Here is a 12,254-nt window from a genome sequence, read left to right on the forward strand (position 1 = left end):
GGGAGGGGGCTACTTGCCGCGCAGCTGGTCGAGCCAGACAGCGATGATCAGAACGGCGCCGATGGCGATGTTCTGGTAGAAGGACGAGACGCCGACCATGACGAACCCGGCGAGCAGCATGGTCGGGATGAAGGTGGCGAGGACCGAGCCCAGCACCGAGGCGCGTCCGCCGAACAGGCTCGTCCCGCCGATGATCACGGCGGACAGCGCCTGCAGCATGGTCGTCTCGTGCCCGGAGATGGCCGTGGTGCCGAACCGGGTGATGTCGAGGAAGCCGGCGATCCCGGCCATCAGCCCGGAGATGACGAAGACCGCGATCGTGCTGCGCTGCACGTTGACGCCCGCCCGCATGGCCCCGTCGGAGGAGGAGCCGATGGCGAGGGCGTGCCGGCCCGCGCTGGTCTGCGACAGGACGACGCCGGCCACCAGGGCGACCACCACCGCCAGCACCAGCGGCAGCGGGATCCCGGCGATCGAGTTGAGCCCGAAGGACGTCTGGACGTCCGGCGGGATCCCGGCGACGTTCGACCCGTTCGTGAGGACCTGCGCGGCACCGGTGGCCACGCCCATCGTGCCCAGCGTGACGACGAAGGAGTTGACCTTCAGTTTGGTCACCAGCAGCCCGTTGACCAGCCCCGCTATCCCTCCGACGACGACCGCGGCGAGCGCCGCGACGGCGATGGCGGGACCGGCGCTCGGAAAGGCCCCCGACGCCGACGGAGGTCCGGCGATGTCCACGGCCACGGTGCCCGCGACCACCGACGACAGCACGAGCGTGGCGCCGACGCTGAGGTCGATGTGCCCGGCGCCGAGGACGAAGGTCAGGCCGACGGCCAGCAGGACGAGCCCGGCGCTGTTGCGCCCGACCGCCTGCAGGTTGGTGGCGTCCAGGAAGCGCCCTTCGGGCGAGATGATCGTGAAGACCACGACGAGCGCGACCAGCGCGACCACGATGTAGGCGGGGGTGGACCGCATCAGCGCGCCGGCGCGGGCGCGGTTCGACGGGGCCCGGAGTGTCGGTTGCGTCGCGGTCATGCCGGCAGGCTCTCCTCACGTGGGTCGTTCTGCTCGCCGAGCATCAGCGCGACGATCTGGCCGATCTTCAGCTCCCGCGCGGGAAGGTCGGCCACCACCCGGCCCAGCCGCATGACCACGATCCGGTCCGCGACCTCCAGCACCCTCGGCAGGTCGTGCGAGATGAGGACCACGCCGAGGCCGCGGTCGCGGGTCGCCCTGATGGTCTCGATCACCATCTGCGACTGCCGGGCGCCGAGCGCCGCCGTCGGCTCGTCCATGATCACCAGACGTCCCGCGCGGGAGACGGCGCGGGCGACCGCGACAACCTGGCGCTGTCCTCCGGACAGGTCGCCGACGGGCAGGGTCACGTCTTGGAGGGTGGTGATGCCGAGACTGTCCATGAGCTCCCAGGCGCGCTCGCGCATCGCCTTCTTGTCCAGGAGGCCGAGCCGTCCCAGCAGGCCGGGACGGCGCAGCTCACAGGAGAGGAACAGGTTCTCGGCCACCGACAGGTCGGGTGCCATCGCCAGGCCCTGGTAGACCGTGGCGATGCCGTGCTCCATCGCGGCCTTGATCGACCCGAGCGGCATCGGGCGGTCGTCCACCCTCACCTCGCCGGCGTCCGGCAGGTGGGCGCCGGAGATGCAGGAGATCAGCGTGCTCTTGCCGGCGCCGTTGTCGCCGACGAGCGCGACCACCTCCCCGGCGTGGACGGTGAGCTCACCGTGCCGCAGCGCCTGCACGTGGCCGAAGGACTTGGCGAGCCCGGTGGCCCGCAGCACCGGAGGTTGCCGGTCGGTCATCGGTCATTCCCCCGCGGCGCGGGGATGGGTCTGGGGCAGCGACCGCAGGTGGTCCAGCACCTCGGCCTCGGGCAGCACGTCGCCGTAGCGGGCGTCGATGTCGAAGAGGTTGGCGGCGTGCGCGGAGGGGCTCCGGTCGCCGACCGCCTCACGCGGGACGATGACGTGGAATCCCCGGTTGAACGCGCTCTCCGCGGTCGCCCGGATGCAGCCGCTGGTGCTGCACCCCACCACGATCACCGTGTCGGCCTTGGCGGAGATCAGCATCGCGTCCACGTACGTGCCGAAGAACGCCGAGGCGCGCGGCTTGACGACGAGCGGCTCCTCGGGACGGCGGCCCATCTCCGGCCGGAGCGTGACCCGCTCCGTGCCGTGCAGCATCAGTTCGCTGTGCGGCGTCTTGCGGCGGACCACCTCGCCGATCTCGGCCAGGCTCGGGTCCCACGCCATGGTGGTGAAGATGATCGGCAGGCCCGCGCGGCGGCCCTCCTCCAGGATGCGGACGATGCTGTCGGACACCGCCGACAGGTCCGAGCCGATCCGCTCCTCCGGATCGGCCCAGGCCCCGGCCATGTCGATCACGAGGATCGCCGGCCGCTCGCCCCATCCGACGCGCCCGGCGAAGCCGGCGGCCTCGTAGAAAGCGCGCAGGTCCGCGTTCTCCAGGCTGTGCGCGTACGTCTCGTTGACAGTGGTCACTCGAACCTCCTCGCGGGCGGCTCTCGCCCGTGGGCCCCGACCCTGCCACCCACGGGAAGCGTGTGTCAATAGCGACACATCAAATGACCTGTTCTGCGGTTTGATGGTCAGGAAGGTGGATTTGTGTGTCACAGTTGACACACTTGCGGTGCGAGGGAAAGGATCGGCGATGGACGTCCTGCTGACCGGTGGAGGGGATTCGCGATGGCCGTCCTGGCGGCCCGGCTGCGGGCGGACCTCGGCGTCCGCCTGACGCTGCTGGACCGGTCGCCCCTGACCGCAGACTCCGGAGTGCGGGTGGTCCAGGCCGACGTACGGGACCGGGAAACTCTGCGGGAGGCCCTCTCCGAGGGGTTCGACGTGGTCGTGCACGGCGCCGCGCTGACCCACGTGCCGAGCTGGGAGCGGACCCGCCCGGCCGACTATGTGGACGTCAACGTCATGGGGACCAGCGCCGTGCTCGACGCCGTCCTGGCCTCCGCACAGCCGCCGCGTCCCGTTCGGCGAGCTGCTGCGGATCGCCGAGGACCACGCGGGGCACGGGCTCGTGCGGGTCGTCCCCCCGGACGCCGCCGACCTGGAGCTCGATCTCGATCCGGACGCGCGCCTCGGCAGGGACGCGGCGAGCGACGTCTCCCTGGCCCGGCGGACGCTGTCCTGGCGGCCCCGGCCCTTCCGGGAGCAGGCGTCGTCCTACTTCGCCTGGGCGTCGCGCAACCCCGCGATGTTCCGGCCCGCGAGCACGCCTCTCCCGCGGTGACCGCGGGCCGCCCGAAGCCGGATCAGAGCAGAATCAGAGCCAGCCGTGCTCGTCGGCGATGAGCGCGGCCTCGGCGCGGGTGCTCGCTCCCGTCTTGCCGATGGCCGCGGACAGGTGGTTGCGTACGGTCCCGGCGGACAGGTGCAGGCTCCGGGCGATCTCCGCCACGGTGCCGCCCTGCCGGGCCGCGCGCAGGACGTCGCGCTCCCGCGCGGTCAGCGGGCTCGACCCGCTGGCGAGCGACTCGGCGGCCAGGGCCGGATCGACCACCCGCAGTCCCGCGTGGACCCGCCGCACCGTGTCGACCAGGTGCTCGGGCGGCGCGTCCTTCACGACGAAGCCCGAGGCGCCGTTCTCCATCGCACGGGCGAAGTAGCCCGGCCGCCCGAAGGTCGTGCAGATCACCACCCGGCAGGACGGGAGCGCGGCGCGCAGGTCGGCGGTGACCGCCAGCCCGTCCCTGCCGGGCATCTGCACGTCCAGCAACGCCACATCAGGCCGGCTGCGGCGGGCCGCGTCGACGACCTCCTCACCCGAGCCGACCTGCGCCACCACCTCGATGTCGGGCTCCAGCGCCAGCATCGCCGCCAGCGCGCCGCGTACGAGCGCCTGGTCGTCGGCGAGCAACACCCTGATCACGCGCTCCCCCTGATCATGCGCTCACCCGGATCACGTGCGGCTCGCCCGCAGCCGGAAGCCGCCCGCGGGCAGCGGGCCCGCCTCGATCCGCCCGCCGACGGCGCGCAGCCGTTCGGCCAGGCCGGAGAGCCCGTTGCCCGGCTCCGCCGCGTTCCGCCCGGGGCCGTCGTCGCGCACCTCCAGCCAGTCGTCTCCGAGCAGCACCTCGCACCGGGTCGCGCCGCTGTGCCGGATCACGTTGGTGACCCCCTCCCTCAGGACGTACGCGAAGGGCCCGGCCAGTTCGGCCCTGACGTGGTCGGCGGACGGCGGGAGGACGGCGCCGATCCCGGCGGCCCGCAGCGCGGCGCGAGCCCCCGCCAGCTCGGCCGCGAGGGACGGCCGGCGGCGGCCCGACACGGTCAGGCGCACCTCGCCGTGCGCCTGCCGGGACAGTCGCTCGACGTCGCGCAACTCGGCCAGCGCGCGTTCCGGGTCGCCGCCGCTCTCCAGCACCCGGCGGGCCAGGCCGCTCTTCACGGTTATCGTGGTGAGGCTGTGGCCGAGCACGTCGTGGAGGTCCCTGGCCAGCCGGTCGCGCTCCGCGGCGGCGGCCAGCGCCGCGATCTCCTCGTGGGCCTGGCCGAGCTGGACGACGAGCCGGATCAGCAGCGTCACGGCCACCGGGATCACGATCCCGGGGACGAGCCCGCCCACGTGCCCCCAGTCGACGGGACCGAGGAACACCTGGAGAGCCAGGGTCACCAGCCCGAGCAGCACGCTCCAGCGCGCCGGGAGCAGCCAGACCGCCACGACGAGCGCGAAGCCGAACACGCCCGTGTGGCCGAGGCGGAGCGGGCCGTCGCGCAGCAGGGCCGCCACGACCGCCAGCGCGAACAGCGTTCCGACGAGCAGGATCCGCCGCCGGGGCGGCAGGCGGACCCCGCCGACCATGGCGCCGAGCCAGCCCGCCGCGTACAGGAGCGTGACGGCTCCGAGCGCGACGCGCACCGCCGGGGCCTCCGGCCAGACCCGGCCCGGCCCCAGCGACTCCCCCAGCAGCCAGAGCAGGACGAGCGACAGCACGGCGACGCCACGGATGCGGGCCGCACGGGAGACCGGCCGGGCCGGGGTCCACATCGGCCAAGCCGAACGCCCCCATACGCCCTGATCGTCCTGATCGCCCACGTCGGTCAACCCTAGGCCTGAGCGGCGCCGTGGCGATACCGGACGGCCACGGCGGCGCCGAGCACGAGCGCGTACGACGTCAGCACCAGCGCGGCCCGCCAGGTGTCACCGCCCAGGGTGGTGGCGTGCCCGACCTGCGCGAGCCAGTAACTCGGCAGGACTCTGGCCACCGTCGCGAGCGCCCGCGGGAACGTGCTCACCGGGATGAACAGCCCGCCGACGAAGCTGAGCAGCAGCACCACCGCCCCCTGGTACGCCTGCAGGTTCCGGGCGGTCGCGAGCTGGCCGATCAGCAGGCCGAGCAGGGCGAACGGCACCGTGCCCGCCCACACGCCGAGCACGGCCGACACCCACCCGCCGGGAGACAGGTGCACCCCGCCGGCGAGCGCGGCGACGAGCGACACGCCCGCCACGGGCGGCAGCGCCACGACCATCGCGACCGACCCCTTGGCCAGCAGATAGCCGCCGCCGCTGAGCGGGGTGAGCCGCAACTGGCGCTGCCAGCCGATGTCGCGCTCCACCGCCGTGCGAGCACCCGTGTCGAGCGCCGCCTTCATCGCCCCGAACGCCGCGACACCGCCCATGACGTACGACGCGGGAGCCCCGCGGTCGGCGAAACGGTCGGCCATCAGCAGGTACAGCCCCACCGGCAGGGCGACCGCGAACAACAGGAACTTCGCGTCCCGCAGCGTCCGCCTGATCTCGAACGCGAGATACCCGGTCATCGCGCGGCCTCCGTCTCCTCGGCCGGTGCCTCGATCGGCGCTCCGGTCAGCGTTCCGGCCGGCGCTCCGGCCGGCGTTCCGGTGAGGCGCAGGAACGCGTCCTCCAGGCCCAGCGCGCCGACCTCGACGTCCCGTGCGTCCGGATGGCGGGCCAGCAGTTCCCGTACGACCAGGTCGGAGTCGACGCAGCGCAGTTCGGCCCTGCCCTCGCGGACGTGCACCGCCGTCACGCCGGGGAGCGTGCCCAGGTCCTCGGCGCGGGCGCCGGGCACGACGGCGGTCACCGTACGGCCGGACACCTCGGCCATGACCGCCGGCACCGGGCCGTCCGCCACGATCCGGCCCGCGTTCATCAGCACGACCCGGTCCGCGTACGCCTCGGCCTCCTCCAGGTAGTGCGTGGAGAACAGCACGGTGCGGCCGGTTCCGGTGAACGCGTGCATCGACCGCCAGAACTCCCGCCGGGCCGTGACGTCCATCGCCGCCGTCGGCTCGTCGAGCACCAGCAGGTCCGGGCCGGACACCAGCGCCATGGCGAACCGGACCCGCTGTCTCTGGCCGCCGGACAGCCGCGCGGCCCGCCGGTCGGCGAGGTCCGCCACCCCGGCACGGCGCAGCGCCTCCTCGACGGGTGGCGGTGTCCGGTGGAGGGACGCGATCAGCGTCACGGTCTCCCCCACGGTCACGTCGTCGAGCAGCGCGCCCTCCTGCGGCATCACGCCGATCACGCCGCTTCGCACCGCCTCGCGGGGAGACGCGCCGAACACGGCGATCTGCCCGGCGTCCGGACGGACCAGCCCGACGATCATGTCGATCGTGGTGGACTTGCCCGCGCCGTTGGGGCCGAGCAGGGCCACCACCTCTCCTGGGCCCACGACCAGGTCGATCCCGTCGACCGCGCGGGTCCCGCCGTACGCCTTGCGCAGCCCCGCGACCGACAGTGCGGGGGCGCCGTGATGAAGGTTCATGCGGCGAGCCTCCACCGCCGCCCCTGCGCGTACCTCCGCCGTCTGTCACGACCCGGCCACGACAGATGTCACGGCCGGCCGCGCCTGCCCCGGACCTCGCACCGTCCGATCGCTAGATCGGATCTAGCGATCGGGTGGCCGGGATCTGGCGCCTCCTCCGTGAAGGGCTGAACGGAACGGAGACGACAGATCATGCGGGACCGCACGACGGACCTGGCGATAGAGACATCGGGCCTGGTCAAGATATTCGGCAAGAACCGAGCCGTGGACGGGCTCGACCTGAGGGTGCCCGCGGGCACCGTGTACGGCGTGCTCGGCCCCAACGGGGCGGGGAAGACGACCGCGGTCAAGATGCTGGCGACCCTGCTGCGCCCGGACGGCGGCGAGGCGAGGGTCTTCGGCCACGACGTGCTGCGCGAACCCGACGCCATACGCGCCCGGGTGAGCCTGACCGGCCAGTACGCCTCGGTGGACGAGGAGATGACCGGCACGGAGAACCTCGTCCTGCTCGGCCGGCTGCTCGGTCACCGGAAGGCCGCGGCCAGGGACCGGGCCGCGCTGCTGCTGGAGGCCTTCGGGCTGACCGACGCGGCGGCCCGGCAGGTCAAGACCTACTCGGGCGGCATGCGCAGGAGGCTGGACATCGCGGCCAGCATCCTCAACACGCCCGACCTGCTGTTCCTGGACGAGCCCACGACCGGCCTGGACCCACGCAGCCGCAACCAGGTCTGGGACATCGTCCGGATCGTGGTCGCCCACGGCACGACCGTGCTGCTCACCACGCAGTATCTCGACGAGGCCGACCGGCTGGCCGCGCGCATCGCGGTCGTCGACCACGGCCGGGTCATCGCAGAGGGCACCCCCGGCGAGCTGAAGTCGTCCGTCGGCGCGGGCATGGTCCACGTACGGCTGCGCGACCCCGCGCAGCGGCCGGCGGCCGAGCGCGTGCTGGCCGGGGAACTGGGCACCGCCGTCCATCTTGAGGCCGATCCCGTGGCGCTGACCGCCCGCGTCGCGGCGGGGGACGCGGACGCGGGCGCCGAGCGGGCCTCCCGCGCCCTCGGGTCGCTGGCGGCGGCCGGGATCGTCGTCGACGACTTCTCCCTCGGCCAGCCCAGCCTCGACGAGGCGTTCCTCGCGCTGACCGGCGCCGGGGAACGCGCCGAGGAGCACGGCGGTGGACGCGCCGGGGGGCGCGGTGGTGAACACGGCTCCGCTCCGGCGGACCGGCCCGCCGCCGGACCCGGCAGGCCCGCCGGGCACAGGTCGCACGAGACCCACGAGACGCACCACGACACGCACGAGACGTATGAGACGCGGGAGACGACGGTATGAGCGCCACGACGACCGAGACCGGCACGTCCTTCGTTCCTGCGGCCGAGACGCTGGGCGCGGTCCTGGCCCCGGGGGCACGCCCACCGCGCCCCGGCGCCCTGTCGGCCTCGATGACCTTCGGCTGGCGGGCGATGCTGAAGATCAAGCACGTGCCCGAGCAGCTCTTCGACGTCACCGCGTTTCCGATCATGATGACGCTGATGTTCACCTACCTGTTCGGCGGCGCGCTCGCGGGCTCGCCGACCGAGTACCTGCAGTTCCTGCTGCCGGGCATCATGGTGACGAGCGTCGTGATGATCACGATGTACACCGGGGTCGAGGTCAACAAGGACATCGAGAAGGGCGTCTTCGACCGCTTCCGCACGCTGCCGATCTGGCGGCCGTCCACGATGGTCGGCTACCTGCTGGGCGACATGTTCCGCTACACGATGGCGGCGACGGTCATCCTCGTGGTCGGCCTGGTGCTGGGCTTCCGCCCGCAGGGCGGCGTCGTCGGGGTCGTGGCCGCGATCGCCCTGCTGGTGGCCTTCTCGTTCGCGTTCTCGTGGGTCTGGACGATGTTCGGCCTGCTGCTGCGCAGCGAGAAGTCGGTGATGGGCATCAGCATGCTGGTGCTCTTCCCGCTCACCTTCCTCAGCAACGTCTACGTAGACCCGGCGACGATGCCGGGCTGGCTGCAGGCGTTCGTGGGCGTCAATCCCATCTCGCACCTGGTCACCGCGGCCCGCTCGCTGATGGCGGGCGCCGCCGACACCGGGGAGATCACCTGGGTGCTGGTCAGCGGCGCGGTGTGCGTCGCGGTCTTCGGCGCACTGACCATGCGCCTGTACAACCGCAGGTGAGACAGAGGATCACAGCCGCCAGGCGATCTCGTGATCGGGCTGGTACCGGCAGGTCGCTCCGGTGGAGACGGCGCCGCGCAGATGGGCGGCCAGCGCGGGGTGGAGCCCGTCGAGCTTGCGCAGGACGTCGCGAATCCGGGCGGTGACGGCCTTGCGGGCGCGTTCGGCCTCGTCGCCGAGGCGGCGGTCGCGCCCGCCGAGGCCCGAGGCGGCGCGCAGTTCCGCCAGCAGCGCCGCCCGCTCCCGGTCGAACTCCGCCGCCCTGCCGTCGTCACCCCGGTCGACAGCGCGGTCGATCTCCTCGTCGAGCAGGGTGAGCCGGTGCCGGTAACGGGCCTTGGCCTCCTCGTCGAGGACGGCGTCGCCGCCCAGCCGCCGGGCGGCGACGACGATCCGGCCGCCCTCCGGGGCGAGCAGCAGTACGGCGGGCAGGTCGGCCCCCGGGTGGCTCAGCAGCCTGTGGAGGTCGCGCAGGCCCTTGGCGTCGGGCAGGCGCACGGTGCGGTCCGCGAACGTCAGCGTCCAGACCGCGCCGTCCCGCCGGAACTCGTCGCCCACGCCGGGCACGGGGCCGGGCGCGCCGTCCCGCGCACTGTCCCGCGCACCGCCCGACGTACGGCCGGGTGAGCGGGCGGACGGGGACGCGCGCCGCCTCGCCCGGCGGGCGCGCTCCACGACGTGCCGCATGCCGAGCCGGTCCGCTTCGTTCTCCACGTCGGCCAGCAGCTTGCCGGCCGACTCCGCGTCGTCCGGACGGCCCCGGGCCAGCAGCGCCTCCGCGAGATGCGCCCGCGCCTCGACCGACCAGGGGCGGGCGAGGAGGAGGTCGGCGGACCGCCGGGCGGCGGTGAACCCCTCGATCGCCTCGTCCCACCGCTCCTGCGCCGCGTCGACGAGGGCGCGCCAGAAGACCATCGGGCCGCCGATGTCCCAGCCGTACATCGAGACCGCCCAGATGCCGGCGTACGGGTCGAGATCGGCCCGGGCCTTGTCGCACAGCCGCGGATCGCGCGACCACGCCGCGATCATGGCCTGGAACCGCAGCCACAGGGGCCGGGCCGAGCGCGGGCACGGCTCTCCCCCGGCCGTCGCGTCGCGATAGTGACGCAGCGCTGCGCCGCCGTCGCCGCGCAGCAGCGCGGTCATCCCCTCCAGCAGCCCCGGACAGGGATGCCGGCTCCGGCGCAGCACGCGGTGCACCTCGTCGAGGTCGTCGAACCTGCCCTGGAGCAGCCGTACGGCCCAGCGGTGGTGATGCAGCATGTAACCGAACTGGTCGTGCCCGTGCTGCCAGGTGAACCCGGTGAGCTCGTCGAGGACGCTCTCCGCCTCGCCGAAGTCGCCGGTGAGCGCGGCGATGATGCTCCGGTCGGCGAGCGTGGCCATGTCCATGCGGGGCAGGTCGCTTCGGCGGCCGAGCACGACGAACTCCCGGAACTGGGCGAGATATCCCGGGTCGCCCTGTTCGAGGAGCGCCACCCAGCGCAGGGCGGCGGCGACGCTCTCCATCTCCACGTCGGCCGTGCGCCGGGCCAGCGCCTGCACCTCTCCGGTGAGCTCCGCCCGCTGCGCCGCCGTGCCCGGACCCCAGATCGCGGCGTGATAGGCCCACAGGCCGAAGGTCAGCGCCTCGTCGTCCTGGCCGCGCTTGGCCAGCACCACGACCCGCACGGCCAGTTCCCGCGCGAGACGCTCGGGGGAGAGCTCCTCGCCGGGCGCACGGCCTTCCCCGAGCAGCGCGCCGTACGCCTCCCGCAGCAGGCCGGCGGCGAACCGGTGGCCGTCGCCGCCGGACAGGTCGCCGGCCTCGCCGCAGGCGCCGTGGACAGCCAGCGCCACTCGGGCCAGCAACTCGGGGTCGCCGGCCTCCCGGGCGACGGCGGCCGCCTCCTCGAAGGCCCGCCGCCCGCCGTCGTGGTCGTCGACCTGGACGAGCTCGCGGCCCAGGTCGATCGCGATCACGACCCGCCTGCGCGGCTCGCCGGCCGCCGCGAGCTCCAGCGCCCTGCGGTAGTGCCCGATCGCCTCCTCGACCGCCAGACGGCCCGCGGCGCCCCGGGCGGCGGCGAGCAGCCGGTCCACCGCGACGGACGCCTCGATCCGCTCTCCCGCGAGGTAGGCGTGCCGGGCCAGGTCCGCGGGCAGGACGTGCTCGGCCAGGCCGGGCGACCCGTCGACGGCCCGGACGACCGCGGCGTGCAGGCGGGGCGCCTCTCCCCCGTCCGGCGACCCGCCCGGCGATCCGTCCGGCGGCTCGTACAGCGACTCGTACAGCGTCTGCCGGACCAGGTCGTGGGCGAACGCGAACGTGTCTCCCCCGCGTTCCACGACGAGGCGGGCGGCCACGGCCTGGTCGAGCAGCCGTTCCAGGTGGGGAACGGGGGTCTCGGCGACGGCGGCCAGCACCTGGCGGTGGAACTCCCGGCCGAGCACCGCGGCGGTGGTGAGCAGGCCGATGACCGGCCGGGGCAGCAGGGACAGCCGGCGCAGCAGGGTGTCGCGGACGCCGGGGGCGATGGCGGTCACGGAGCCGCCGCCACTCCACAGCCGCGCCGTCTGCTCGACGAAGAACGGGTTGCCGCCGGTGCGCCGGTGCACCTCGGCGACCAGATCGGCGGACGGCTCCCGGCCGGCGGCGCGGGTCATCAGCGCGCCGACCTCCTCCCGTCCCAGCCCGGTGAGCGTGATCGTCGCCGCCCGCGCCGTCAGCGGCAGCACGAGAGGGCGTAGCGGATGATCCGGCGACTCCACCTCGACGTCACGGTAGGTGCCGACCAGCAGCACCCGCTCGAACCAGGTGTGCTGCGCCGCGAACTCCAGCAGCCGGAGCGTCGCGGGATCGGCCCAGTGCAGGTCTTCGAGGACGACCACGAGGGGACGGCTCTGCGAGACCGACACAAGGGCGCTGGTCACCGCGTCGTACAGCCGGAAGCCGTCGGCCGCGTCGGCCCCCGGCGACTCTCCCAGCAGGGCGGACAGGCCGGCGCCCCCGGCCTCCTCGGCCGCCGCCCACTCCCCCGGCGCGGCGCAGCGCCGCAGCCCGCGAAGGACCTGCACCCAGGGCCAGTAGCCCGGCGCGCTGTCGGAGTCCCAGCACGACCCGCCGAGCACGAGGGCGCCCAGGCGCCTGGCCTCCTCCGCCACGCTGGCGACGAGCGTGGTCTTGCCGATGCCGGCCTCACCGGCGACCAGCACCAGGCCGCCGTGGCTGGCGACCGCACGTCCGATCTCGGCACGCAGCAGCGCGGCAGGATGCTCCCTGCCGAGCAGTCCGGTGATCGCGCCATCGATTCGCATGC

Annotated in this window: 11 protein-coding genes and 1 pseudogene; 4 read left to right on the top strand and 8 right to left on the bottom strand. The window is 73.8% G+C overall.

The window, feature by feature from the left end; translation table 11 throughout:
- Positions 1-9: 9 nt before the first annotated feature.
- The 3 genes from FED44_RS08620 to FED44_RS08630 are packed head-to-tail and all read right to left on the bottom strand — an operon-like array spanning position 10 to position 2,519.
- The gene (locus tag FED44_RS08620) at positions 10-1,035 is read right to left on the bottom strand and encodes an ABC transporter permease (protein ID WP_111699387.1); all 1,026 of its coding nucleotides are present in this window, start codon (positions 1,033-1,035) and stop codon (positions 10-12) included.
- Positions 1,032-1,820, bottom strand: a complete 789-nt coding sequence (locus FED44_RS08625; protein WP_138460336.1) for an ATP-binding cassette domain-containing protein — start codon at positions 1,818-1,820, stop codon at positions 1,032-1,034. Before FED44_RS08625 ends, FED44_RS08620 begins: the two co-directional genes overlap by 4 nt.
- A gap of 3 nt (positions 1,821-1,823) precedes the next feature.
- Positions 1,824-2,519 (bottom strand): isochorismatase family protein, encoded by a 696-nt coding sequence (locus tag FED44_RS08630; RefSeq protein WP_138460337.1) that lies wholly within the window; start codon positions 2,517-2,519, stop codon positions 1,824-1,826.
- A gap of 204 nt (positions 2,520-2,723) precedes the next feature.
- On the opposite strand from FED44_RS08630, the pseudogene FED44_RS38395 reads away from it, so the two are divergent.
- Both FED44_RS38395 and FED44_RS37180 read left to right on the top strand, forming a co-directional pair.
- Positions 2,724-2,939 (top strand): annotated as a pseudogene (locus tag FED44_RS38395) (polysaccharide biosynthesis protein); the annotation flags it as partial.
- A 4-nt stretch (positions 2,940-2,943) separates the two neighbouring features.
- The gene (locus FED44_RS37180) at positions 2,944-3,279 is read left to right on the top strand and encodes a hypothetical protein (RefSeq protein ID WP_244301798.1); all 336 of its coding nucleotides are present in this window, start codon (positions 2,944-2,946) and stop codon (positions 3,277-3,279) included.
- A gap of 33 nt (positions 3,280-3,312) precedes the next feature.
- Here the strand turns inward: FED44_RS37180 and FED44_RS08640 are convergent, their stop codons facing one another.
- The 4 genes from FED44_RS08640 to FED44_RS08655 are packed head-to-tail and all read right to left on the bottom strand — an operon-like array spanning position 3,313 to position 6,778.
- The gene (locus FED44_RS08640) at positions 3,313-3,918 is read right to left on the bottom strand and encodes a response regulator transcription factor (RefSeq protein WP_138460338.1); all 606 of its coding nucleotides are present in this window, start codon (positions 3,916-3,918) and stop codon (positions 3,313-3,315) included.
- A gap of 30 nt (positions 3,919-3,948) precedes the next feature.
- Positions 3,949-5,037: a sensor histidine kinase gene (locus FED44_RS08645; RefSeq protein ID WP_208758897.1), complete on the bottom strand. Its 1,089-nt coding sequence runs from the start codon at positions 5,035-5,037 to the stop codon at positions 3,949-3,951.
- 59 nt (positions 5,038-5,096) lie between these two features.
- Positions 5,097-5,810 (bottom strand): ABC transporter permease, encoded by a 714-nt coding sequence (locus FED44_RS08650; RefSeq protein WP_138460339.1) that lies wholly within the window; start codon positions 5,808-5,810, stop codon positions 5,097-5,099.
- Positions 5,807-6,778 carry an ABC transporter ATP-binding protein gene (locus FED44_RS08655; protein ID WP_138460340.1) on the bottom strand — a complete coding sequence of 324 codons (972 nt, stop codon included), beginning with the start codon at positions 6,776-6,778 and terminating at the stop codon, positions 5,807-5,809. Before FED44_RS08655 ends, FED44_RS08650 begins: the two co-directional genes overlap by 4 nt.
- A gap of 192 nt (positions 6,779-6,970) precedes the next feature.
- Here FED44_RS08655 and FED44_RS08660 point away from each other — a divergent pair, with 192 nt between their 5' ends.
- A complete protein-coding gene (locus tag FED44_RS08660; RefSeq protein WP_138460341.1) occupies positions 6,971-8,113 on the top strand; it encodes an ATP-binding cassette domain-containing protein in 1,143 nt (380 codons plus the stop codon).
- Positions 8,110-8,955 (top strand): ABC transporter permease, encoded by an 846-nt coding sequence (locus FED44_RS08665; RefSeq protein ID WP_138460342.1) that lies wholly within the window; start codon positions 8,110-8,112, stop codon positions 8,953-8,955. The genes FED44_RS08660 and FED44_RS08665 overlap by 4 nt, the downstream gene beginning before the upstream one ends.
- A 9-nt stretch (positions 8,956-8,964) precedes the next feature.
- Here the strand turns inward: FED44_RS08665 and FED44_RS08670 are convergent, their stop codons facing one another.
- Positions 8,965-12,252 (bottom strand): ATP-binding protein, encoded by a 3,288-nt coding sequence (locus FED44_RS08670; protein WP_138460343.1) that lies wholly within the window; start codon positions 12,250-12,252, stop codon positions 8,965-8,967.
- Positions 12,253-12,254 lie beyond the last annotated feature (2 nt).

This window comes from Microbispora triticiradicis, from assembly GCF_005864065.1.
Taxonomy (GTDB): domain Bacteria; phylum Actinomycetota; class Actinomycetes; order Streptosporangiales; family Streptosporangiaceae; genus Microbispora; species Microbispora triticiradicis.

Coding starts and splice junctions, on each gene's coding strand:
- FED44_RS08670 (WP_138460343.1), bottom strand. CDS start 12,252: ATGCGAATCGATGGCGCGATCACCGGACTGCTCGGCAGGGAGCATCCT.
- FED44_RS08620 (WP_111699387.1), bottom strand. CDS start 1,035: ATGACCGCGACGCAACCGACACTCCGGGCCCCGTCGAACCGCGCCCGC.
- FED44_RS08650 (WP_138460339.1), bottom strand. CDS start 5,810: ATGACCGGGTATCTCGCGTTCGAGATCAGGCGGACGCTGCGGGACGCG.
- FED44_RS08625 (WP_138460336.1), bottom strand. CDS start 1,820: ATGACCGACCGGCAACCTCCGGTGCTGCGGGCCACCGGGCTCGCCAAG.
- FED44_RS08665 (WP_138460342.1), top strand. CDS start 8,110: ATGAGCGCCACGACGACCGAGACCGGCACGTCCTTCGTTCCTGCGGCC.
- FED44_RS08655 (WP_138460340.1), bottom strand. CDS start 6,778: ATGAACCTTCATCACGGCGCCCCCGCACTGTCGGTCGCGGGGCTGCGC.
- FED44_RS08660 (WP_138460341.1), top strand. CDS start 6,971: ATGCGGGACCGCACGACGGACCTGGCGATAGAGACATCGGGCCTGGTC.
- FED44_RS08645 (WP_208758897.1), bottom strand. CDS start 5,037: ATGTGGACCCCGGCCCGGCCGGTCTCCCGTGCGGCCCGCATCCGTGGC.
- FED44_RS37180 (WP_244301798.1), top strand. CDS start 2,944: ATGTGGACGTCAACGTCATGGGGACCAGCGCCGTGCTCGACGCCGTCC.